We start from the raw sequence: 21586 nt of genomic DNA, 5'->3' as shown, positions 1-21586 counted from the left end.
TCCCTCGAACCCTCTCCCGACGACGGAGCCTGGGTTGACGAAGGTGCGCGGTCACTCTCTGCCCGGGCCGGGGCAGCGTGCCGCTGTTTAACCGTTCGCGGCTTGCGCTGCTGCTGCCAGGGCCTTCGACGCGGCGCGGCCACGCGGAAGCTTGATGTCCTCGACGCTGTCAGCGGGGGCGTAATCCACCCACGCGGAGGGCCGGCGGTTGGTCTTCTCCAGCATGCGCAGCTTCTGGTAGTGCGCCGCGCAGTAGCCCTTGGTCCGGCTGGGCTTGCCGCAGCCGACGATGGCGCACGCGCGCGAGCCATCCGCCGCCGCCGCCGCGGGCTTGCGACCCCGGCGCTTGCCACCCACGGGGGCCGCCGCGCTCACCGCGCCACGCGCCGCCGCCGCCGGGCGACCCACGGCCTTGCGACCGGGCTTCGCCGCGGGCAGCTGGGCGCCGAACAGGGGACCCACCACCTCGGCCAGGGGGGCCAGCCGCTCCGCCACGTTGCGCAGCGCATCCAGGTCCGCCGTCCCGGACTCCAGGCGGGAGACCACGTCGCGCAGCGGCTTGAGCTGGACCTCGATTTCGTTACGGATCATGTCCCGAAACGCTTTATCCACGGACATTCGTTCAATCCTCGTCTTGGCTAGTCTGGGTGTTGAAGGTCTGGAAGGGGGAGTTGATTTGTGAAGCCGTCCATACCCATACCTTCCAATTTAGGATTTGTCTAAAGGAAGCGATAAAAGGTGTGACTGAAGGACGTATCACCCCCCCCGCCGTCCCAGGTCGGGTCCCATTCCAGTGAGGCGGGAACGGCGCTCAACCCTCCCAGCGCAGGTCATCCAGGAAGGGTCCGGAGCCCGAGAAACCGGCCTCGGAGCCCGAGGAGCACGTGTCCCGCCGGCACCGGGACAGCTCCTGGGCGAGCGCCTGTTGCTCGCGTGGAGCCATCACCGCGGTGAGCCGGGGCAGCAATGAGGACTCCACTTCTTGGAGATGCGCGACCCACAGGTCCTCGAGCGTGAGGAAGCGGGCCTGCCATTCCGCGCTCTGGAGGGGATGCTCCTCCAGCTCATCCAACAGCTCATGCATGGCCTGCCGATCCCCGGCCTGCTGCCGACCCCGGGCACGCCCCTCCACCCGGGTCACCCAGGGCTGAAGACAGCGCTCCTCCAGCCAGAGGTGGTGTCGCAACAGCGCCACCAGCTCCCGCACGACACCGGATGACCCAGACTCATCGTCACCCGCGCCCAGGGCCTCGAAGCGCTCCTCGAGCTCCCGGTGCTGCTCGACGAGGATGTCGAAAGGGCCTCCCATCCCTGAACCATCTGCACGACGGGGCAGGCAGACAACCAAAGGCGGGCTTCATCCTCACATTATCGAAACTCAAACGATGGGTGGATCGAACGTTCGACAGGGGTGAAACAACCACATGGAATCGTGCCGTATCCGGGGGCTGAAAGCCCATGGGGGTCGACGCCAAGCGTTGCCTACTCAAAGCAACCTGGGGGGTGGGCCGGGAGCATCCCCCCGGGGACGGTGCGTGGGTTTGGGGCGTCTGGGGACATGGAGTCCAGGGGCACGACTGCCCGGCCGGTCCGGCTGACGTGGCGCCCGGGCGTCTCCATGATGAGTCTCCGTGGAAGCCTCGCTCGCCACCGTGCGCAGGGCCGTGTTCCGCCTCGCCGAGCGGGGGGCGGCGCTGTCGGCGCTCTACCATCGCGCGCGACTGGTGGGGGCCGAGCACGTGCCGACCCGGGGCCCCGTGCTGTTGGTGGGAAACCATGGCGTCTGGGGTTACGAGACACCGGCCTTCTTCCACCTGCTGCACCGGGCGACGGGACGCCGGGCGCTGGGGCTGGCCGAGCGCGGCTTCTTCCGCATCCCCGTCATCCGCACGGTGTTGCCGTGGCTGGGCGGGGTGGAGGGGACGAAGGACAACGCGCTGGCGGCGCTGAAGGAGGGGGCGCTGGTGGTGTGCTACCCCGGCGGCGCGCGCGAGGTCTTCAAGCGTCCTCCGGGCCGCTATCAGCTCCGGTGGGAGCAGGCCCTGGGCTTCGCGCACGTGGCGGCGCGCGCGGGGGTGCCGGTGGTGCCCTTCGCGGGCTTCGGGGTGGATGACACGTTCCTGTTCCCCCCGGGCGAGGCGAAGCTGGGCGTGCGGCTCACCGACGAGGAGAAGTACCGCGTGCCCCTGCTCGTGGGGTTGGGGCCGCTGCCCTTTCCGGTGCGGCTGACCTTCGCGTTGGGAAGCCCGCACATGCCGCCGCCGGCCGGTGCGTCCGAGTCCCGCCTGCGTGCGTTTCGCGACCGGGTGGCCACGAGCGTGCACCGATTGATGGTGAAGGCCCGCCATGCTTGAGCCGCCCTCCTCTTCCCTGCAGCGCCGTCGCGCGGCACCGCTCGTCCCGGACGTGGAGGACATCCCCTCCGGCTACGAGCGACTGGTGTGCGAGGAGCGCCCGGTGAAGGGGACGTCGGTGCGGCTGTTCACCTTTCCCGACGGCGACACGGCCCCATCGCGCACCGTGGTGTGTCTGCCGGGCCTGGGCGCCAGTGGCCGCTCCTTCGCGCCGATGGAGCCCTTGTCCCGCCTGTTCCGTCTGCTGTTGTGGACGCCGCCCCTGCACACCCCGGCCACGCACTCCCCGCTCGCGTGGAACCTGGCCGTGCTGGACCATGTCGAGGCGCGGCTGCCGGAGCGCTTCGCGTTGGTGGGCTCGTCCTACGGGAGCCTGCTGTCCATCGCCTTCGCGCTGGCGCATCCGGAGCGGGTGCGGGCGCTGGTGCTCGTGTCTCCCGTGGCCAGCGTGCGTCGGGTGAGGCGGCTGGCGGTGTCGCTGTCGACGCTGGTGCGCGCGCCTCGGCCGCTGGCGTACCTGGTGGCGCCCATGGTGGCGCGGGTGCTGGGGGGCGCGCGGCTGCCGCCCGAGGGGCGCGCGGAAATCGTGCGCGAGGCGCGGAGGCTGACGCCCCTGGAGCTCTTGCGTCGACTGAGGGACGTGCTGGCCGCGGACTTCCATCCCCGGCTGCACGAGCTGCGCGTGCCCACGCTCGTCATCCAGGGCGGCCGGGATTTGCTGGTGCCGCCCGAGGCCGCGGTGGACGTGGCCCGGCACATCCCCGGAGCGCGGCTGGAGCTGCTGCGCGACGCGAGCCACCTGCCGTACATGAGCCACCCGGAGGCGTTCAACGCCCTCGTGGGGGCCTTCCTCGAGGAGTATGGGGTCGCCCCCCGGGAGCTGCGTGGATGAGCGCCATCGCCGAACAGTGGTCTCGCGGAGCGCTGATGTTCCTGTCGCGGCGGACGGGCCTGAAGGACTGGGCCACGCGGCTGCCTCCGCTCAAGAAGCTGTCGCGGCGCTTCGTCGCGGGCGAGACGCTCGACGAGGCGATGGACGCGGTGAAGGCGCTCACCGCGCAAGGGCTGTCGGCGTCCTTCGACCACCTCAACGAGGCGGTGAAGGACGCGGCGGAGACCCGCGAGGAGGTGCGCGAGTACCGCCGGCTGCTCGCGCGCATCGACCAGACGGGGGTGCGGGCCAACGTGTCGCTGAAGCTGACGCAGTGCGGGCTGCTGCTCGATGAAGCGCTGGCGCTGGAGAACGCGCGACAGGTGGTGGCGGACGCCACGTCACGCGGCTCGTTCGTGCGCATCGACATGGAGCACGGCGCGGTGACGCAGGTCACGCTGGACATCGTGCGAAAGCTCCACGCGGAGTTCGGAGAGCCACACGTGGGCGCGGTGCTGCAGAGCTGCCTGCGGCGCACGGAGGCGGACACCCGCGCGCTGTGCGATGAGCGGGTGCGCATCCGTCTGTGCAAGGGCGCCTATCTGGAGAGCGAGGCCATCGCCTATCCAGACAAGGCGGACGTGGACGCGAGCTTCGTGCGGTGCATGAGGGTGCTGCTCGACAGCGGCGTGTATCACGGCATCGCCACGCACGATGAGCGGATGATTGACGCGACGCTGGAGCACGCCGCGCGGCGCGGGCTGCCTCGCGGTGCGTTCGAATTCCAGATGCTCCACGGCATCCGCGCGGACCTGCAACGACAGCTCGCGGACCAGGGGCATCCGGTGCGCGTGTATGTCCCGTACGGCCGCCACTGGTATCCCTATCTCATGCGCCGCATGGCCGAGCGCCCGGCGAACCTGGCCTTCGTGCTGAAGAACCTCGCGCGAGGTTGAAGCGGACACCGCCCCCCTCGTGGCCGATTGAACAGACGTCCCGTCCGCGAGTCGTGAGCGCTCAGGATTCGCGGGCCGCGTGCGTCCTCCTCCCACGGGAATTCCTGTCGTCCCGCCACCACGACGCCGTGCCAGGACACCCGGGTGCGCCGCACCCGGCAGGGGGAAGCACATGGCCATCATCCATCTCCGATTCCGGAGCCGTGCTCGCGCGTGCGGCGCGCTCCTCTTCGCCCTCGGGCTCGCGTGCGCGGGAGGCGGCACGGGCGGCTCGGGTCGACCCGACGTGTTCGTCGAGCAGGACGCGGCCCGACTCCACGAGGCGCGGCAGGTCGCCGTGCGCGTGGCGGCGCTGGCCGGCACCGTGCGCGAGGTCGGCGCCAGGCTGGAGCTCACGTTCTGGTCGGAGCAGGGCGCGCTGACGCTGGTGGGCTACCAGGCCCAGGAGCGCGGCGGACGCGCGGGCCGTCCCGTGGACGCCGCGGAGCTCCAGCGGCAGGTGGCCACGCGGCTCCTGTCCACCACGCGACAGCCGCCGGGAGAGGTGGTGCTGACGCTGGAGCGCGGGGCCTCCTCGTGGCGGGTGGAGCCGCCCCTCCTGCTCCCGGCCGAGCGTCCCCTGGGAGCCCGCCGCGCCCCGGGCCGACGCGAGGCCGGAACGCCCGAGCCCGGCGCCGTGGTGGAGGGCCTGAAGAAGCTGCTCGCGCCGGTGCGAGTGCCGGCGGGAGGCAGCGCGTGGGCGGACGTGACGGTGCGCCTGCGGGACGGCCGCGTGGTGGGCTGGGGGCTGAAGGACTGGCGCGAGCTGCGGGGTGGCCGGGACGACGCGACGCGACCGGTGTCCCGAAGGGTGCTGGAGGAGACGGCCTCCGTGCTGCTGCTCCATGCGCCGGCGACGGGGGAGCGCTCGCTGCAGCTGGGGCTGCGTCTGGTGCACGAGCCGGGCGCGGCGGCCGCGGGCGGCTGGGTGGAGGTGGCGTCCCCATGAAACGACACGAGCCCCGACGCGCGGAGGAGACTTCCAACCGTGCGCGGGGCTCGTGGGTCCTGCCGACGACTGCCGACTAGAAGTAGCCGCCGAGCGTGGTCGCCACGCCGAACGTCACGTCCACGTCGTCACCCAGGCCGATGGCCAGACGGGGGCCGGCGCCGATGAAGAAGTGGCTGGTGACGTGGTACAGGAACGGCGCGTAGCCATCCAGGATGACGGTGGACGCAGCCCCCGTCCCGTCCTGCGTGGCGATGATGTCGTCACCGACGAACAGCGTCACGCCGGCCTTCGGCCACACGGAGATCTTCTCCGCCAGCGCGATGTTGTAACCCACGCGCCCGCCGATACCGAAGGCGGCCACCGTGTCTCCCTCACCGAAGAGCACGCGCAGCTGCACGTTGGCTCCGACGGAGAGGTTCTCCTTGAGGAAGTAATCGGCGCTCGGCGCGATGTGGAAGTAGCCGTACCCCGCACCCTCCGTCGTGTAGCCCAGGTTACCGAACGCATCCGAGCTGACGACAATCTGCCCGGCGTTCCCGAAGCTGCCCGAACCGCCACCCGTCTCCTGCGCGCTCGCCGTCGACGCCACCATCAACCCTGCCGCCACGGCCATCGCCTGCCACTGATTTGCCTTCATGAAGCGTCCCTCCGTTGCGTTAGCCCGCGGTCATTCCCGGGCGCTCGGCGGCCCCTTCTAGTCAATGGGCGAAAGCGTGCATCCTTTTTTCGTTCTTCATGTGTCGGCTATCGCATCACCACTCCTTGAGAATTCGCGCAGGAGCGTACGACCAGGGTCCCGTGGCCCCGGAGAACGGGGAGTTGGCGGAGGCCTCCCGCGGTGGGCGCGCGCGGTGGGGCCCGGCGTGAGACATCGCTGAGACACGGCGCGGAGCACACGCGTCACGCCGCGAGCCCGCGGACGAGAAGGCACGGCCGGGCGGAGGAGTCATGGTTCCCGGCCGGCCTCCCCATTCGCGAAGTCCCGCGCACCAGGCGGCCCTGACCGCCCGGGAGGAGTGCGCGGCACGAAGCGTTGGATAGCAATCACCGAGCCACCCGCGCGCCCGGGCGAAATCAATCCCTTGTCACCCCGGGGCCCTCGGCGGACGCGCGGAGGTGGGACCCGCTCATCCCAGAAGCGAACAGTCTTGCAATGATTGGCATGACTGACGTTGCCGTGCTTCTTTAGGATTCCAGCAGGTGCCCCGTTCGCGGTGGGAGGGGACCATGCCTCGAGTGCGCACGCCCGCGGTCGCGGGCTCCTTCTATCCGGCCCAGCCCTCCACGCTGTCCACCCAGCTGGACACGTGGCTGGAGCAGGCGCGTGTGCCGGGGGACGCGTCGCCCGCGGCGCTCATCGTCCCCCATGCCGCGTATGTCTATTCCGGCGGGGTGGCGGCGGCGGCCTACGCCACGCTGTGGCCGCGCCGCGCCGCGCGCACGCGGGTGTTGCTGCTGGGCCCCAGCCACTTCGTCCCCCTGCGGGGCGTGGCGTATCCGGAGGTGGACCTGCTGTGCACGCCCCTGGGGGACGTGCGGCTGGACGAAGGGCTGCGCGAGCGGGCCATGCGGCTGCCCCAGGTGACGGCGTCGACGGGAGCGCACGAGGCGGAGCACGGCTTGGAGGTACAGCTCCCGTTCCTGCAGCGGGTGCTGGAGCACTTCACGGTGCTGCCGCTGGTGGTGGGCCGGGGCGCGTCGGACCAGGCGGCGCAGGTGCTGGAGGCGCTGTGGGACGAGGACGTGCTGCCCGTCATCACGTCGGACCTGTCGCATCACCTGCCCTACGAGCAGGCCGCGCGGGCGGACCGGGTGACGGCGGCGCGGGTGCTGTCGTTGGAGGAGCCGCTGGACGCGGGGAGCGCGTGTGGCGCGGAGGCCATCAACGGGCTCTTGCGCGTGGCGAAGCGGCGGGCGCTGCGGCCCCGGATGGTGGCGCTGCGCAGCTCCGGGGATGCGTTCGGCGCGCACGAAGGCGTGGTGGGCTACGGGGCCTTCGTGTTCGACGCGCCGTGAGTCAGTCGTCCCAGGAGAGGGTGTACTCGCTGTCGAGCAGCGACGTCTGGCGGCCCCGCACCTGGATGTCCTGGGCGCCCACGGCCTGGAGCGCGCCCTCGAGCATGCCCTCGTTGTAGGCGACGGGGGTGAAGATGCGGCGCATGTGGATGCGGCCCGCGCGGGCGCTGGTCCACTCCACCACCAGCTCACCGAAGTCGATGGCCATGCGGTAGGCCTCCGGCAGCATGTTGACCAACTGCTTCGGGTCGCCGCCCACCTGCTGACGCACCTCCGAGCCGAACATGGAGTGCACGAAGGCGAGCGTGCCCTGGACGCCAATCTGGCGCATGGCCTCCTCGAAGCCGCCCAGCTGGGGCGCGAGCAGGTGGGCCGCGGCGAAGAACAGCCGCATGAAGGGCGGCACCGGGTACAGCTCGGTGGGGTCCAGGTCCGCGGGCATGTCGCCCGCGTCGACGATGCGCTTCACCGCCTGCTCACCGCCCAGGAAGCGCACGGTGTCGAGCACGGCGGCGAAGTGCATGCCCCGGATGTGCTCGGAGGGCTGCACGAGCGCGAGCCGCGCCTCCAGCTCGCGCTGGACGTCCTCGGGCGTGTTCCAGATGCCGCGTTCCATGAGAGCCGACCTCCACCGTGAAAAAATCCGCGCGGAATGCTCGCACAGCTTGCTCGCGCGCGCGAACTCCTTGGAGGGCTCGCACCCGCTCCGCGTGGAGCACGAGCCGACGTGTGAGGTCGGGTGACGCCCTCGGCGGAGCCTCCAGCGCTCTGGGTTCAGGAACCAAGGGGGCCGGCGGCACGGGGGGTGGTGGAGGCTTCCTCTTTCCGGAGCTTCGCGTCGAGCAGGAAGTTGCCGAACGGCACCAGCGACGCGCCGAACGCGAACACCACGCGCGAGAAGGACCAGCGCAGGGCGATGGCCACCTCCATCAGCGCGAAGAGGTACAGCACGAACAACAGCCCGTGGGCCATGCCCGCGAAGCGCACCGCCAGGGGCATCCCCGCCGCGTACTTCAGGGGCATCGCGATGAACAGCAGCGCGATGAAGGACAGGCCCTCCAGCAGGGCCACGGCGCGGAATCGTCCAAGAGGGGTCTTCAGCATGAGGGTCTCCTCGTCCTCTCTCCCACCCCCAGGCCTGTCCGTCCATGCGTCAGTGTGACGCACCCGGTGGCACGCTCGCCCGCCAGGTGTGCCCGGCGCATACCCCGCCGCCTTCGAGCCGTGTCATGCCGGGCGCTAGAATGGACGGCGGGCAGGACGTCGGCGTCCACCCAGACCCACGAGGGGGGAACATCATGTCGGGAAACGACAAGCTGGAGTCCACCATCCAGGTGCCTCGCGCGGACCGGAAGGGGGCGAAGCTGGTGCTGGAGCGCCCCTCCGGCACGCTCAACACCGTGGCCATGCGGCTGGTGGTGAGCGGGAAGATGCAGGGCCAGGAGCGGCGGCAGCTGCACTCGGCGACCTTCGCGGGAGAGACCACGCTGCCCCTGCCGGATGACTTCCTGACCAGCGCGGCGCAGGGCTTCGTGCGCGTGGTGTTCTCCGTGGCCGACCCCGCGGGCGTGGGGGCGCGGTTCCTCCAGCGCGCCTCGCTCGTCTTCGAGAAGGGCGGCAAGGAGGCCCTCTGGGATGACTTCTCCCTGGAGAAGGGCTCGGTGGCGGACTTCATCACGCTGACCTGGACGGTGGTGGAATGAGGGCGGCGCTCGCGCTGCTCACGGCGCTCTGCGCGGGGGTCGCGAGTGCCCAGGCCACACCGCCGAAGCCGAACACGGTGGAGCTGGACTTCCCGAGCATCCTGCGCGGCGGCTCGGAGGCGGCCGCGGGGTTGGATGTCGCCACGGCGGGAGAGCTGGTGCACCCGGCGAACCCCACGGCCCTGGTGGCGAGCCTGCGCGGCGTGGGCGCGGTGCTGAATGGAACCCAGGCCTCGTTCGCGCTGCAGTTCAATCCCTACCTGCTCACCGAGGGCTTCGAGCGGCTCTACTCGGAGGCCGTCGCCTCCCGCAATTCGTCGCTCGTCACGCGGCTGCTCCAGGACACGGCCATCACGCTGGGCATCGGACAGGACACGCCGTTTCCGGACGCGGCGCCCCAGAAGGGCCGCTTCGCCACGGTGATGGCGGGTGTGTCCATGGACGTGCTCGGAGAGCGCAGCATCTACGGCGCGCGCTACAGCCAGTGCATCGCCAACGTGCTGGCGGACCCGACCCTGTACGAGTTCCCCGACAAGCCCCTGCCCGGGGACTACGACAGCGAGGACGACTTCAAGAAGGCGGACGCCGAGTACCGGGTCGCGATGGAGGCCACGCGGCAGGCGGGCATCGCGCGAATCCGACAGGGGCTCCCCGCGTGCACGAAGGAGTCGCGCGCGTCGTCCAGCGCGCTGTTCCTCTCGGCGGGGGGACGCTGGGTGACGCCGGGGCTCGAGTCGCGGGACGGTGATGGCGTCGCCATCCAGCGCGGGTTCGGCGCGGCCACGTTGGAGTTGTTGAGCCACGCGGACGCGAACCTGGAGGTGGCCCTGCAGGTCCGCGTGCTGCAGGAGCGCGCGCGGCCGGAGCTCTCGATGGAGAAGTGGGTGGACGTCGGCCTGTCGTTCGGCGTCGCGTCGCCGCGCTTCCAGCTCAAGCTGGAGGCGACCCAGTCCCTGCTGAAGCTGGGGGGCACGGAGTCGAGGCGGGCCAGCGTGGTGGCGAGCACGCGGGTGCGCCTGGGCGACAACTTCACGGTGGGCCTGGGCGTGCAGGGACAAGGCGAGGACATGTCCGATGCGCTCGGACAGATTCGCCCCAGCCTCGTGCTCGACCTGGCGGAGCTGCCCACGCTGCTCCAGTCCGTGCCGACGCCGAGGTGAACCGTGGCTCACCGTGGCGGCAGCGAGACACCGTGCCGCGCGAGGTCCTCGGGGGTGTTGACGTTCACCAGGGAGCGCAGCGTGGGGTCCACCGCGCGCAGTGCGCTCTCGGGCAGGACCCGGGAGCGGAAGCGCGAGAGCAACCGTCGCAAGGACGGGTCCTCCGGGAGCAGGGTCCTCCAGTGGGGCGCCAGCTCGGCGCGATACACGGCGAGGAGCGGCTCCATCCGTCCCTCGGCCTCGAAGCACACCGCGTCCACGTCCTCGCCGCGCGCGGCGAGCAGCACCCGCAGCGCCTCCAGCGACACGAAGGGCATGTCGCACGCCACGGTGACGACCCAGCGCGTGCGCGACGCCGTCAGCGCCGCGTGCACACCCCCTGGAGCGCCCTTGTCCGGGACCGGGTCCGCCACCGTGCGCAGGGCATATGCCGCGTAGGGAGCGGGGGCGTTCGCCACCAGGAGCACGTCGCCGAAGTGGGGGGACAGCGCGAGCTGCCGTGACAGCACGGTGCGCCCCTCGACCTCCAGCAGTCCCTTGGGCACGCCCGACAAGCGACGCCCCTGACCGCCCGCGATGATGGCGAGCGTCACGTCCGGGAACTCGGTGCCAGGGCGGGGGGCCATGAAGAAGGGCGCGTGTCCGGCGGAGGACCGTGGGGCCCGCGCGGCTGGAGCATGACATACGCCGGGGGCCTGTCGCGGACAGGTCCCGCGCTTCCACCTTCGGCTCATGGCGCAGGCCATCTCCGGGGCACGTCTGCGCTGCTCATCGTGCCGTCGGGAGGCCGACCATCGTGGCCTGCAAGGCCTCCCGACAAGCGCACCGGGCGCGTCCCTCGGAAATCCCTCACCCAACACCCCGTGGAGCCACCCGCCAGACAGGATCCGCAACCCGACCGCGGGCCCCCGCGCCCGGCGAGGTGTCCATCCATCGTGGTCCGCAGGGCCTCCCGACAAGCGCACCGGGCGACCCTCGCTACTTCTTTTGAGTCAGGTGCCTGGTGAGTCTCATCCTGCCCAGCACTCCGTCCGATGAACTTCGCATCCGCCGGTGTCGTGGTCTTCCACGCCTGGCCTCGCGTCGAGGCATCGCCCGAACCACCCTCCGGACGCCACGGCCAGTCCCCTGGCGGTCACCCGCCAGCCAACGCCCTCCGGATGACGCACCGGCCCACGTCGTGTCCGGCAGGCGGGCAACCGTCACGGGGTACGATGGACAAGGCGCCGCTCCCTCGACGTAGTCTGCGCCGCGTCGATGCCGCTCACGTCCCTTCACACCGCCCGGCAGGCCGCGCTCGAAGCCCTCTCACCGACGGCTCCCGAGTCCGTGCTGCTGCTCGACGCCCACGGCCGCTTCCTCGCCGAGGACGTCCGCGCGGTGCGCTCGCTCCCCGGCTGCGACAACTCCGCGATGGATGGCTGGGCCGTGCGCGCCGAGGAGACCCGCGGCGCCAACCGGGACCGCCCCGCTCGGCTCCGGGTCGTCGACACCGTCTACGCGGGCGCCCTGCCCTCACGCGCACTCCAGCCCGGAGAGGCGGCCCGCGTCTTCACCGGCGCGCCCGTTCCCTCCGGCGCGGATGCCGTCATCCGACAAGAAGCCGCGCGCGCGACGGAGGACCATCGCCACGTGGACCTCTTCATCACCGTCCCTCCGGGCCATGACATCCGCCGCACGGGCGAAGAGGTGCTCGCGGGCTCGCTCCTGTTCAGCGCGGGTCAGCGCTTGAGCGCATCGGTGCTCGGGGTCCTCGCATCCCAGGGGGAGACCCACGTGCGCGTGAGGTCCGCGCCTCGTGTGGCGGTGCTCGCGACGGGGGACGAGCTCATCCGCCCGGGCCAGCCCGCGCTCTCGCATCAGGTATACGAGAGCAACTTGATTCTGATAGCGGCGCTCGCTCGCGAGGCCGGCGCGGACGTGCGCCACCTCTCCCGCGCCCGTGATGACGAGCAGGCGCTGCGCGAGTCCATCGAGCACCTCGCGCCACAGGTCGATGTGCTCATCACCACCGGTGGGGCCTCGGTGGGAGACAAGGACCACGTCAAGCGGGTGCTCACGCGCCTGGGCGCGCGCTTTCTCGTGGACGGCGTGGCGCTCAAGCCGGGCAAGCCCGTGGCCGTGGCGAGGTTGGGCACCACCGCCGTCGTCGTGCTGCCGGGCAACCCGGGCGCGGCGAGCGTCGCGTTCGACCAGCTCGCGCGGCCCCTGCTGCTCCGGCACCAGGGAGTCCTCGAGCTGCGCCGCCGTGTCCGCGCGCGCCTGTCCGAGCCGCGCCACAAGCAGGCGGGCCTCACGTACCTCATCACCGCCCTGCTCGAACACGACGACACGGGCGCCCGCGCGGTGCTGCGCCCCCAGGGCGCCGGACAGATTCTCCAGAACGTCCAGGCGGATGGTTGGGCCGTCCTGCCTCCAGGCCAGGCCGACTTCGCCGAGGGAGACGTGGTCGAGGTGGAGCTGTTCGACCGTCCGACACATGTCGCCGTCGACGCCCCCACCGGGGGACAGCCCACATGAGCCGCGTCCCCACCATGCGCATCCACGTCGCCGAGGACGACCTCGCGCGCCGCATCCGCCCCACCCAGGTCGACGCCACGGCTGCGGGGCTCCACCCATGAGCCGCGTCCCCGCGGTGAGCATCATCGGCTGGTCCGGCGCCGGGAAGACGACGCTCCTCGCGCGCCTGCTCCCGGAGCTCGCCTCGCGCGGCCTGCGCGTCGCCGCCGTGAAGCACTCCTCCGACGCGCACCCGCTCCACCGCCCCGGCAGTGACACCGCGCGCTTCCAGCGGGCTGGCGCCGTGCTCACCGGCTTCGCCACCCCCGAGGGCGTCCAGCTCACCCACGACCCGGCCCCCGCGGACAGCCTGCCCACGCTCCTCTCCCGCCTCGTCGGACGCCTGGACCTCGCCCTCGTCGAGGGCTGGAAGGACGGCCCCCTGCCCAAGCTCGAGGTCTGGCGCGAGGGACTCGGCCCACCCCTGGCTCCGTCACGGCCCGAGGTCTTCGCGCTCATCACCGACTCGCCCCCCCCGAGTCCCACCAGCCCACGAGTCCTCTCCCCCGAGGACCTCGGCGCCATCGCGGACGCGGTGCTCGAGCACCTGCGCCCGCCCCGCCCCGAGCCCCTCTCCCCCGCCGACGCGCGCGGCGTCGCCTCCAAGCCCGTGCGTCGCTGGAACGGCGCCACCTTCCAGCCCACCGAGAACGACGCCCTCGCCGTCGAAGAGCCGCTCGAGCTTCGCGTGAATGGCGAATCACTCGTCACCACCATGCGCACCCCCGGACACGACCGGGAGCTCGCCGTGGGCTTCCTCCTCGCCGAGGGCCTCATCCGGGGCGCCGAGGACCTGGGCACCCTCGCCCACTGCGGACGGCCCGGAGAGGAAGGCTGGGGAAACGTGCTCGAAGTCACGCCCGCCCCAGGCGTCTTCCTCGACCCGGAGCCCCTGCGCGCCACCCGTCGCGGAACTCTCACCACCTCAGCATGTGGAGTGTGCGGGAGGCGCAGCGTCGAGGACCTGCTCACCGGCTGCACGCCCCTGCCGCCAGGCCCCGTGCTCTCCCCCTTCGCCGTGGCCCGCGCCACCGAGCGCCTGCGCGACGTGCAACGCAACTTCGCCCGCACCGGAGGCGTCCACGCCGCCGCCGCGCTCGACACCGAGGGGCGCCTGCTCGCCGCCTTCGAGGACGTGGGCCGACACAACGCCGTGGACAAGGTCGTCGGCGCGCTCGTCCTGGCGGGCACACTCCGCGCAAATCTCGCGCGCCCCGCCGATTTGACGCGTCAGCCCGCGCTCCTCGCCGTGAGCGGACGCGTCAGCTTCGAAATCATCCAGAAGGCCGTCCGCGCCCGAATCCCCGTCGTCGCGGGCGTTTCCGCGGCCACCACCCTGGCCGTGGACCTGGCCCTGCGTTCCGGCGTGACGCTGGCCACGTTCGTGCGGGACGGCCGCTTCAACGTCCACTCCCACGCGGAACGCCTGGCGGGCGCATAAACCCATGAAATCCCGGCGCACGTCTCGCATGCATCCAGCCCCCCCTCCACGCCCGTACCCCTTCACGTCAGACCGGCACCGTAGATGCAGTATCCCGCACGGGCTCCTTCGCAGCGGGGAAGCGAAGGGAGCACTCCCGGTGTTCGCTGGGACCCCGTGAGATGCGACGAGAGTCGGATGATCCAAAGATTTCACACCATGTCACGTCTTACTCACGGTGCGGGGGGTTGCAACGCACCGCACAAGCATGGCAAAAAGCAGTTCTTTCCGACTTGAAGATTTTCAGCCTCAACGGCAGCCTCTATCTGGACTGAACACTCGGTCGAGCAGGTAGAGGGGGGTGGACACGATGAGCAGCGCAAGTACTGGTGCGGCGGTCGGTGCTCCTGGGTCGGCATCCGCTCAGGGCAACGTGGGGGTCGTCGCGGCGGAAGAGCAGGTTCCGGGGCCGAAGCTGGCGCCTGGCTTCGCGGCGAAGTTGAACCTGACGGTGGACCTGGTCCTGATGACGGTGGTCCTGACGGCCTCCGCGTGGATGGACGGCCAGCTGCGGGCGGAGCCCGGGTGGCTCTTGCCCGCCGTCGTGCTGGCGTCGCTGGTGGTGTGGATCATCACCGGCACGGCCCTGTGCCTGTACGACTCGCGCTTCGCCGAGCGCAGCCGGCTGGACCACGTCGCGCTGGTGTCGGTGACGACGCTCGCCGTGGTGACGGTGCTCGCGGTGGCGAACCTGGCCCTGCCGGAGACGCTGAAGGTCCCGGGCCTGGCGCCCCTGCTCATCCTGTTCTGGCCCGTGGCGCTCTTGCTGCGCCTGTTCGTCTTCCGTCCGGTGGCGGCGCAGGAGCGCCCCATGGACGCGGTGCTCATCGTCGGCACGGGGGCCATGGGCCGCTACTCCGGCGAGGACCTGACGCGCCGCGGCCGTCGGCAGATTCTGGGCTACGTGCGCTTCCACGACGACACGGGCTCCATCGGCGAGCTGCCCTCGAAGGTGCTCGGCACGGTGGATGACCTGGAGCACATCCTGCGCAACACGGCGGTGGACGAGGTCTACATCGCGGGCAACACGCTCAAGCAGGGCGAGGCGATGCAGGCCGCCATCAAGCTGGCCGAGCGCTTCGGCGTGCCCTTCGCGCTGCCGGCGCACACCTTCCGCCTGGACCGCGCGCGCCCCGTCGACAGCCGCGCGGTGGCGGACGGCTTCCTGCACTTCGCGGCGGTGAGCCCCAAGCCGCACCAGATGGCGATGAAGCGCCTGTTCGACATCTGCGTGTCCGCGGTGGCGCTGTGGATGCTGCTGCCGCTCCTGGGCTTCGTGGCGCTGATGGTGAAGCTCACGTCGAAGGGGCCCATCTTCTTCAAGCAGTACCGCGTCGGGCAGAACGGCAAGCCGTTCTACATGCTCAAGTTCCGCTCCATGGTGGTGAACGCGGAGGAGCTCAAGGAGAAGCTGGCCGCGCTCAACGAGCAGTCGGGGCCGGTCTTCAAGATGAAGAACGACCCGCGAATCACGGGCATCGGCCGCTTCATCCGCAAGTTCTCCATCGACGAGCTGCCCCAGTTCATCAACGTGCTGCGCGGGGAGATGAGCATCGTCGGCCCTCGGCCGCCGGTGCCCAGCGAGGTGGCCAAGTACGAGACGTGGCAGCGCCGCCGGCTGTCGGTGCGCCCGGGCCTGACGTGCATCTGGCAGGTCTCCGGCCGCAACCAGATTTCCTTCGAGGAGTGGATGTACCTGGACATGCAGTACATCGACCACTGGACGCTGACGAGCGACCTGCGCCTGCTGCTGCAGACGGTGCCGGTGGTCATCACGGGTCGCGGGGCCAGCTAGGCCTCCAGGCGACCTGACTTCCCGCGGGGGTGGCATTGACGTGCCGCCCCCGCTCGTCTTCTATGCACCCGGGCCGTCCGGCCGACGCCGGGAGCGCCCGACTCCCCACCGTGACTACCCACAGCGAATCCTCTCAGCAGAACGCCCAGGAGCATGAGCGCTCCCACGAGGCGATGGGCGCGGTGCGCAACGGCCTGCAGCTCGGCGGCTCGCTGCTGGTGACGTACGCCATCGCCTTCGGCATCCGTCCGCTGCTGACGCACTACCTGTCGCCGGAGGCCTTCGGGCGCTTCAACTGGGCGGACAGCTTCTCCGCCATCTTCTTCATCGCCACGAACCTGGGCCTGGAGATGTACATCCGCAAGGAGGTGTCGCGCAGGCCGGAGCACGCCAGCGACTTCTTCGGCGCCTCCATGCTGCTGCGGCTCATCCTCACCGTCGTGCTGATGGGCGCGCTGTCGCTCGTGATGGCGTGGCGCGAGGACCCGCCGGAGATGCGCGCGCTGGTGTACGTGTTCGGCGTCGCGCAGTTGCTCGTCATGTGCAACGCGTCCATGGCGGCGCTGCTGCACGCCAAGGGCAAGGTCGCGGGCCTGTCCATCTCCAACGTCGTCACCAAGGTGGTGTGGGGCGGCGGCCTGCTGGCGGTGGGCGTGCTGGGGCTGCCCTTGCCCTGGCTCGCTGTGCCCGTCGTCGCATCGGAGGCCATCAAGCTGGGCATCGGCTGGTACCTGGCGCGCGTGCACATGGGCCTGGTGTTCCGCGTGGACTTCCCCGCCACGTGGAAGGTGTGCAAGGCGGGCCTGCCCTACTTCCTCACCGCCGCGGCGCTCGCCACCAACGGACGGCTGGACATCATGATTCTGGGGATGCTCGGCAGCCACGAGGAGGTGGGCTGGTACTCCGCCGCGTGGAGCATCTCCAACGTCACCTTCGCGCTGAACCCCGTCATGGGCTGGGTGCTCCTGCCGCTCATGTCGCGCGCCGCCGCGCGCTCGGAGGAGGAGGTCAGCATCATCGCCCGCCGCGCGCTCGAGGGGACGCTCGCCGTGACGGTGCCCATGATGATGCTCATCGTGATGGGCGCGCCCTTGTGGATTGGCCTGCTCGGCCGCGACTACTCGCTGGCGGTCAACCTGCTGCGCCTGCAGTCGCCGCTGTTCGTGCTCGCGTTCGTGACGATGACGTGCGGCGCGTGGCTCACCATGACGAACCGCGAGTGGTGGGTGACGGGCACCAGCATCTTCGGCAGCCTGCTGCTCAACCCGCTGCTCAACCTGCTGCTCGTGCCCTGGCTGTACGCGAAGTACGGCGACGGCGGCGGCGCGGCGGGCACGGCGATTTCGCTGCTGCTGATGGAGGTGGTCATCACCATCATCATGCTCGGCCGCATGGGCCGCTCCGCGGTGGACCGGCGGCTGCTGGTGCGCGTGGCGAAGACGGCGGTGGTGTGCGTGGCCATCGTCGCGCTGGACCGCACGGTGCTCGCGCCGCTGTCCGACTGGCCGCGGCTCATCGTCGAGGCCTCGCTGTACGTCGTGGGGGTGCTGGCGCTCGGCGCGGTGAAGCCGGGCGAGGTGCTCGCGGTGGTGAAGCTGGCGCGCCGCCGAGGCAACCCCGAACCGGAGCCGGCCGTCGTGGCCGTCGCCCCCGCGCCCTGAAGGAGCCCCATGACCTCCCCGCTCCGCTCCCTGCTCCGCCCGGCCTCGCGCGTGCTCGCCACCGCGGGGCTGGTGCTCGTGGCCTCCGGCTGCACGGGGCTCGGCAAGTACACCTGGGTGGACGAGTACCAGGAGAAGCCGCCCCCGCTGGACGCCAGCTACCGCATCGCCGCCGGCGATCTGCTCAACATCCGCGTGTGGAACCAGGAGTCGCTCACCACGCAGGCGCGCGTGCGCGACGACGGGCGCATCAGCCTGCTGTTCCTGGACGACGTGGAGGCCGCGGGCCACAGCCCCGCCATGCTGTCGCAGCAGATCCAGACGCGGCTGAAGGACTACATCAACCACCCCGTCGTCACGGTGGCGCTGGAGATGCCGCGCCCCATCAAGGTGACCATGGTGGGCGAGGTCAACCGCATCGGTCCGCTGGAAATCGATGTGGGGGCCAGCCTGCTGCAGGCCCTGGCCGGCGCGGGCGGCTTCACCGAGTACGCGCACAAGGACCGCATCTTCGTCATGCGCCAGGACGACGGGCAGGCGCCCGTGCGCATCCGCTTCCGCTACCAGGACCTCATCCACGCCGAGGGGCGCGCGCCGTCGTTCCGCCTGCGCCCCGGTGACGTGGTGGTGGTGGAGTGAGCGGTGCTGGGGGCGGCGCTCACCGCGATGTGGCTGGAGGTCTGTGGGGCCTCCGTCTCCTACACCGCGTCGGTGCGGGTGGACTCGCGCGTGCGCTCCAACGAGGACCCCGCCGAGGACGCGCCCACCCTCGCCGCTGACACGGACTTCACGCCGATTCTGGGCCTGGAGCGGCGCGAGGGGAACACGTCGCTCCAGCTGGACTACGCGCCGCGCATCAGCCTGCGCGAGGTGACGGCCAGGGCGCGCACCGAGATTCAGCACATCGGCCGCTTCGCCGCGCTCTGGCGCCCCGAGCGGGGCCTGTCGTTCCGGCTGAGCGAGGAGCTGGTGCTGGGCAGCGTGAACCTGCTCACGCTCGACGCGCTGCCCTCGCTGGACCCGGACCCCATCGACCCGGACGGCCCCATCCGGCCGCCGCAGGGCGGAGGTCCGCTGCAGCCCCTGCCCGAGGCGGACACCGTCCACTTCCTCTCCTCCGCCACGTCGCTCACCGGCGAGACGGGCTGGCTGGGGCGGCGCTGGCAGCTGTCCGGCACCACGGGCTTCACCGTGAGCGGCGGCCTGGACGGTCCCGCGCGTGAAGCCGTACCCCTGCAGTACGGCCCGCGCCTGGACGTGTCCCTGAGCCACGCGCTGTCCCCGCTCAGCGCCATCACCACCTCGGCCGCCGCCACCTACGCGCGCTTCTCCACCGGGGCCAACAACACCGTGGTGACGCTGACGGAGAGCTGGACGGGCCGCATGACTCGCCGCACGGGCCTGGAGGCCGGCGTGGGCGCGAGCATTGTCCACACCGTGACAGCGGCCGGCGGAGTCGAGCCGGACCCGGCACCTCGCACGGAAGTGCTGCCCAACCTCACGCTCGCGGTGGGGCACCGCATCCCCTCGCGCACGGCGGACTTCGACGGGCGGCTGGGCGTGCGCGTCTCCCCCTTCACGGACCGACTGACGGCGCGCGTCTATCCGCGCGCGGACCTCACCGCGACGGGGACGTGGGCGCTGGGGCCCCGGGTTCGCGTGGGCACCACGGCGGGGACGGCCTTCGCGGTGGGCGGGGCCACGGGTGACAGGTTGGTGTCCGGCGGGGTGACGGCGTCCTGGATTCTCAACACCTGGATGTCGGTGGACGCGGATACCCGGGGGACGTGGAGCCGCTCGCCCGAGTTGCCGGCGGCCCGGTTCCAATGGGCGGCGGTGCTGGGCCTGTCGCTGCGGCAAACTGGTATCCTCTGAGCCAAAGCGAAGGCCATGGCGAAGCTCATCCTGATGTCCGTCCTCATCCTCACGATTGCCCTTCCCGCGAAGGCGGCGAGGGACCCGAATCCGTCGCGAGGACTGAAGAAGGCCATCCTGTGGGTGATCCTCTTCAACGCGGCATACACCTACGGCGTCATCGTCTGGGTGCCACGGCTCGGCTTCCACTGAGCGCGACTGAGAAGAAAGGCTGACGACGCAATGGAGCCCCAAATGCACACGGTCCTCCTGGTGGAGGACGCGCCCTTCTTCCGGAAGATGCTGGGCGACTACCTGCGTGCCATGGGATTCAAGCAGGTGGTGGAGCTGCCCAACGGGCAGGCGGCGCTCAAGCACCTGGCGAGCGCGGAGCGTCCGGACCTGGTGTGCCTGGACCTGACGCTGCCGGACATCTCCGGCTACGACTTGTGTGAGCACATCCGCAAGAACCCGGGCATGACGGACGTGCCGGTGCTGGTGGTGAGCGCGCGGGATTTGCCCGAGGACAAGGCCCACGCCGAGGAGGCGGGCGCCAACAGCTACCTGGGCAAGCCCTTCACGCAGGAGGAGTTCTCCAAGCGGGTGAAGCACCTGCTCAAGAACGCGCCCGTGAGGAGGACCTCGTGACGGCGCCGGCCCTCGGGCCTCGGGGCCCCCGGGCCGCCCCCGCCGCTCCGGCGTACACGCCCGAGCGCGTGGAGACGAACGCACCGTCGGACCTCATCGACTGGGGCTTCGCCATCGACGCGGTCTTCTATTTGAAGAACGCGGTGCTCAGGCATTGGTTCCTGGCGTTGGTGGTGATGGCCGCGGTGTCCGGCCTGGCGGCGGGCGTCACCAAGATCATGCCGCGCAAGTACCACGTCGAGACGCGGATGCTCACGCAGCGCAACTTCATCATCGCCTCGCTGGCGAACCCGGGCCGCTCCATTCCGGTGGACGCGGACCAGCCCACGCGCGCGGCGTGGGAGATGGTGATGAAGGCCGACAACCTGAAGGCCGTGGTCCGGGACGCGAAGCTGGTGGAGTACTGGGAGCTGCAGCGCTCGCCCATGAGCAAGCTGAAGGAGAAGCTCTTGCGCAAGCCGCCGCCGCCCATGTCCGACGAGGACAAGGCGGACGCGCTCAGCGCCATGCTGGAGCAGTCCATGCTGGTGATGGTGGAGGGTGGCACGGGCACGGTGACCATCGGCGTGGACTGGAGCGACCCGCAGCTGGCGCTCAACATCGTCGAGGCGGCGCAGAAGAACTTCCTGGAGATGCGGCAGCAGGCGGAGATGGGCGCGGTGGCGGAGGCCATCACCATCCTGGACAAGCAGGTGGTGGACGAGGCCGAGGGCATCAAGCAGGCCATCGCGTCGCTGGACGCCACGGTGAAGCGCGTGGAGGCCAAGCGCAAGCGCGAGGAGGCCAAGCAGAACAAGGGCCGGGGCGGCGCGGCGGCGCAGGCGGCGGGCGCCTTGGGCATCAACACGAACCACCTGCTCGCGCAGATGCGGTTCATGGTGCAGACCAAGCGTCGGGCCATCTCGGACGTGGAGGAGTTCCGCGCGCGGCGGCTGACGGAGCTGCGCAACCAGCTGGCCGAGCAGCGCGTCATCTACTCGCCGCAGCACCCGCTCATCACGGACCTGGAGCAGCGCATCGTCGCGCTCCAGGAGGACTCGCCGCAGCTGGTGGCGCTGCGCTCGGAGCTGAACGAGCTCATCAACGAGTACATCCGCAACGGCGGGGACCCGGGGGAGCTGGAGCAGGGGACCACGGGCGGGCCGCTGTTGGGCGCGGCGGCGTTTGGTGGGCCCGCGACGGCGGACAACCCGGAGGTGTCGGTGGCGGCGGACCGGGTGCGGATGCTGGTGATGCGGCACCAGGAGAAGATGCGGCGGCTGGACCAGGCGAAGACGGAGCTGGAGATTTCGCGCGCGTCGATGAAGCACCGCTTCAGCGTGCTGTCGCCGCCGACGTTCCCGGAGAAGCCGTCGAAGCCGAAGGTGCAGCTCATCCTGGCGGCGGGTGTGGTGGGTGGCATCGCGATGGGCATCTTCGCGGCGGTGGCGCTGGACATCATCCGTCGGCGCATCCTGGAGAAGTGGCAGGTGGAGCGAATCCTGAAGCTCCCGGTGCTGGCGGAGCTGGAGCGGCGCTAGGGCGCGTGCTCGGGGGAG

At 70.8% G+C, this 21586-nt stretch carries 22 protein-coding genes; 16 read left to right on the top strand and 6 right to left on the bottom strand.

Annotated features, from left to right (window positions below):
• Window positions 1-87: 87 nt before the first annotated feature.
• Window positions 88-618, bottom strand: a complete 531-nt coding sequence (locus VZQ01_RS20130; protein ID WP_223750973.1) for a cell wall protein — start codon at window positions 616-618, stop codon at window positions 88-90.
• A 193-nt stretch (window positions 619-811) separates the two neighbouring features.
• Window positions 812-1309: a hemerythrin domain-containing protein gene (locus VZQ01_RS20125; RefSeq protein WP_426748711.1), complete on the bottom strand. Its 498-nt coding sequence runs from the start codon at window positions 1307-1309 to the stop codon at window positions 812-814.
• A gap of 322 nt (window positions 1310-1631) precedes the next feature.
• Between VZQ01_RS20125 and VZQ01_RS20120 the strand changes: the two genes are divergently transcribed.
• From VZQ01_RS20120 to VZQ01_RS20105, 4 genes are all read left to right on the top strand, one after another.
• Window positions 1632-2354 carry a lysophospholipid acyltransferase family protein gene (locus tag VZQ01_RS20120; RefSeq protein WP_223750971.1) on the top strand — a complete coding sequence of 241 codons (723 nt, stop codon included), beginning with the start codon at window positions 1632-1634 and terminating at the stop codon, window positions 2352-2354.
• Window positions 2347-3246: an alpha/beta fold hydrolase gene (locus VZQ01_RS20115; protein ID WP_426748710.1), complete on the top strand. Its 900-nt coding sequence runs from the start codon at window positions 2347-2349 to the stop codon at window positions 3244-3246. Before VZQ01_RS20120 ends, VZQ01_RS20115 begins: the two co-directional genes overlap by 8 nt.
• Entirely contained in the window at window positions 3243-4181 is a 939-nt protein-coding gene (locus VZQ01_RS20110; RefSeq protein ID WP_223750969.1) for a proline dehydrogenase family protein, read from the top strand. Before VZQ01_RS20115 ends, VZQ01_RS20110 begins: the two co-directional genes overlap by 4 nt.
• Before the next feature lie 172 nt (window positions 4182-4353).
• Window positions 4354-5169, top strand: a complete 816-nt coding sequence (locus VZQ01_RS20105) for a hypothetical protein (RefSeq protein WP_426748709.1) — start codon at window positions 4354-4356, stop codon at window positions 5167-5169.
• A gap of 76 nt (window positions 5170-5245) precedes the next feature.
• Here VZQ01_RS20105 and VZQ01_RS20100 read toward each other — a convergent pair whose 3' ends face one another.
• On the bottom strand, window positions 5246-5809 hold the full coding sequence (locus VZQ01_RS20100) for a hypothetical protein (protein ID WP_223750967.1): 564 nt from the start codon (window positions 5807-5809) through the stop codon (window positions 5246-5248).
• 590 nt (window positions 5810-6399) lie between these two features.
• Between VZQ01_RS20100 and amrB the strand changes: the two genes are divergently transcribed.
• Window positions 6400-7188: an AmmeMemoRadiSam system protein B gene (amrB, locus tag VZQ01_RS20095; protein WP_223750966.1), complete on the top strand. Its 789-nt coding sequence runs from the start codon at window positions 6400-6402 to the stop codon at window positions 7186-7188.
• 1 nt (window position 7189) lies between these two features.
• Here the strand turns inward: amrB and VZQ01_RS20090 are convergent, their stop codons facing one another.
• A complete protein-coding gene (locus VZQ01_RS20090; RefSeq protein ID WP_046717182.1) occupies window positions 7190-7804 on the bottom strand; it encodes a TIGR02265 family protein in 615 nt (204 codons plus the stop codon).
• A gap of 158 nt (window positions 7805-7962) precedes the next feature.
• Window positions 7963-8292: a DUF3817 domain-containing protein gene (locus VZQ01_RS20085; RefSeq protein ID WP_046717183.1), complete on the bottom strand. Its 330-nt coding sequence runs from the start codon at window positions 8290-8292 to the stop codon at window positions 7963-7965.
• Window positions 8293-8486: 194 nt separating this feature from the next.
• Here VZQ01_RS20085 and VZQ01_RS20080 point away from each other — a divergent pair, with 194 nt between their 5' ends.
• Entirely contained in the window at window positions 8487-8891 is a 405-nt protein-coding gene (locus tag VZQ01_RS20080) for a hypothetical protein (RefSeq protein ID WP_223750964.1), read from the top strand.
• Entirely contained in the window at window positions 8888-10051 is a 1164-nt protein-coding gene (locus VZQ01_RS20075) for a hypothetical protein (protein WP_426748708.1), read from the top strand. The genes VZQ01_RS20080 and VZQ01_RS20075 overlap by 4 nt, the downstream gene beginning before the upstream one ends.
• Before the next feature lie 8 nt (window positions 10052-10059).
• On the opposite strand, the gene mobA is transcribed toward VZQ01_RS20075, so the two are convergent.
• Window positions 10060-10677 carry a molybdenum cofactor guanylyltransferase gene (gene mobA, locus VZQ01_RS20070; protein WP_267698591.1) on the bottom strand — a complete coding sequence of 206 codons (618 nt, stop codon included), beginning with the start codon at window positions 10675-10677 and terminating at the stop codon, window positions 10060-10062.
• A gap of 631 nt (window positions 10678-11308) precedes the next feature.
• Here mobA and VZQ01_RS20065 point away from each other — a divergent pair.
• The 9 genes from VZQ01_RS20065 (at window position 11309) to epsV (ending at window position 21568) form a co-directional block, all read left to right on the top strand.
• Entirely contained in the window at window positions 11309-12571 is a 1263-nt protein-coding gene (locus VZQ01_RS20065) for a molybdopterin molybdotransferase MoeA (RefSeq protein ID WP_426748707.1), read from the top strand.
• Window positions 12572-12668: 97 nt separating this feature from the next.
• Window positions 12669-14051: a molybdopterin-guanine dinucleotide biosynthesis protein B gene (gene mobB / locus VZQ01_RS20060; protein ID WP_267698592.1), complete on the top strand. Its 1383-nt coding sequence runs from the start codon at window positions 12669-12671 to the stop codon at window positions 14049-14051.
• A 340-nt stretch (window positions 14052-14391) separates the two neighbouring features.
• On the top strand, window positions 14392-15885 hold the full coding sequence (gene epsZ, locus VZQ01_RS20055; protein ID WP_141329052.1) for an exopolysaccharide biosynthesis polyisoprenyl-phosphate hexose-1-phosphate transferase EpsZ: 1494 nt from the start codon (window positions 14392-14394) through the stop codon (window positions 15883-15885).
• Window positions 15886-15995: 110 nt separating this feature from the next.
• Window positions 15996-17546, top strand: a complete 1551-nt coding sequence (wzx, locus tag VZQ01_RS20050) for an exopolysaccharide biosynthesis flippase (RefSeq protein WP_223750959.1) — start codon at window positions 15996-15998, stop codon at window positions 17544-17546.
• A gap of 9 nt (window positions 17547-17555) precedes the next feature.
• Window positions 17556-18185 carry an exopolysaccharide export protein EpsY gene (gene epsY / locus VZQ01_RS20045; RefSeq protein ID WP_223750958.1) on the top strand — a complete coding sequence of 210 codons (630 nt, stop codon included), beginning with the start codon at window positions 17556-17558 and terminating at the stop codon, window positions 18183-18185.
• A 3-nt stretch (window positions 18186-18188) separates the two neighbouring features.
• Window positions 18189-19421 (top strand): exopolysaccharide export protein EpsX, encoded by a 1233-nt coding sequence (epsX, locus tag VZQ01_RS20040; protein WP_141329057.1) that lies wholly within the window; start codon window positions 18189-18191, stop codon window positions 19419-19421.
• A gap of 15 nt (window positions 19422-19436) precedes the next feature.
• Window positions 19437-19613, top strand: a complete 177-nt coding sequence (locus VZQ01_RS20035; protein WP_170300513.1) for a hypothetical protein — start codon at window positions 19437-19439, stop codon at window positions 19611-19613.
• A 30-nt stretch (window positions 19614-19643) separates the two neighbouring features.
• Window positions 19644-20048 carry an exopolysaccharide biosynthesis response regulator EpsW gene (epsW, locus tag VZQ01_RS20030; protein WP_141329058.1) on the top strand — a complete coding sequence of 135 codons (405 nt, stop codon included), beginning with the start codon at window positions 19644-19646 and terminating at the stop codon, window positions 20046-20048.
• Window positions 20045-21568, top strand: coding sequence for a PCP family exopolysaccharide biosynthesis protein EpsV (gene epsV / locus VZQ01_RS20025; RefSeq protein WP_267698593.1), 1524 nt, complete (start codon window positions 20045-20047; stop codon window positions 21566-21568). The genes epsW and epsV overlap by 4 nt, the downstream gene beginning before the upstream one ends.
• Window positions 21569-21586 lie beyond the last annotated feature (18 nt).

The organism is Myxococcus faecalis (assembly GCF_050039385.1).
GTDB lineage: Bacteria > Myxococcota > Myxococcia > Myxococcales > Myxococcaceae > Myxococcus > Myxococcus fulvus.
The sequence above is the reverse complement of the archived record's forward strand: the minus strand, read 5'-3'. Positions and strand labels throughout refer to the sequence as shown.

Coding starts and splice junctions, on each gene's coding strand:
- amrB (WP_223750966.1), top strand. CDS start 6,400: ATGCCTCGAGTGCGCACGCCCGCGGTCGCGGGCTCCTTCTATCCGGCC.
- mobA (WP_267698591.1), bottom strand. CDS start 10,677: ATGGCCCCCCGCCCTGGCACCGAGTTCCCGGACGTGACGCTCGCCATC.
- VZQ01_RS20110 (WP_223750969.1), top strand. CDS start 3,243: ATGAGCGCCATCGCCGAACAGTGGTCTCGCGGAGCGCTGATGTTCCTG.
- VZQ01_RS20105 (WP_426748709.1), top strand. CDS start 4,354: ATGGCCATCATCCATCTCCGATTCCGGAGCCGTGCTCGCGCGTGCGGC.
- VZQ01_RS20085 (WP_046717183.1), bottom strand. CDS start 8,292: ATGCTGAAGACCCCTCTTGGACGATTCCGCGCCGTGGCCCTGCTGGAG.
- VZQ01_RS20115 (WP_426748710.1), top strand. CDS start 2,347: ATGCTTGAGCCGCCCTCCTCTTCCCTGCAGCGCCGTCGCGCGGCACCG.
- VZQ01_RS20065 (WP_426748707.1), top strand. CDS start 11,309: ATGCCGCTCACGTCCCTTCACACCGCCCGGCAGGCCGCGCTCGAAGCC.
- epsW (WP_141329058.1), top strand. CDS start 19,644: ATGGAGCCCCAAATGCACACGGTCCTCCTGGTGGAGGACGCGCCCTTC.
- VZQ01_RS20075 (WP_426748708.1), top strand. CDS start 8,888: ATGAGGGCGGCGCTCGCGCTGCTCACGGCGCTCTGCGCGGGGGTCGCG.
- VZQ01_RS20130 (WP_223750973.1), bottom strand. CDS start 618: ATGTCCGTGGATAAAGCGTTTCGGGACATGATCCGTAACGAAATCGAG.
- VZQ01_RS20080 (WP_223750964.1), top strand. CDS start 8,487: ATGTCGGGAAACGACAAGCTGGAGTCCACCATCCAGGTGCCTCGCGCG.
- VZQ01_RS20100 (WP_223750967.1), bottom strand. CDS start 5,809: ATGAAGGCAAATCAGTGGCAGGCGATGGCCGTGGCGGCAGGGTTGATG.
- epsY (WP_223750958.1), top strand. CDS start 17,556: ATGACCTCCCCGCTCCGCTCCCTGCTCCGCCCGGCCTCGCGCGTGCTC.
- mobB (WP_267698592.1), top strand. CDS start 12,669: ATGAGCCGCGTCCCCGCGGTGAGCATCATCGGCTGGTCCGGCGCCGGG.
- VZQ01_RS20125 (WP_426748711.1), bottom strand. CDS start 1,309: ATGGGAGGCCCTTTCGACATCCTCGTCGAGCAGCACCGGGAGCTCGAG.
- VZQ01_RS20035 (WP_170300513.1), top strand. CDS start 19,437: ATGGCGAAGCTCATCCTGATGTCCGTCCTCATCCTCACGATTGCCCTT.
- VZQ01_RS20090 (WP_046717182.1), bottom strand. CDS start 7,804: ATGGAACGCGGCATCTGGAACACGCCCGAGGACGTCCAGCGCGAGCTG.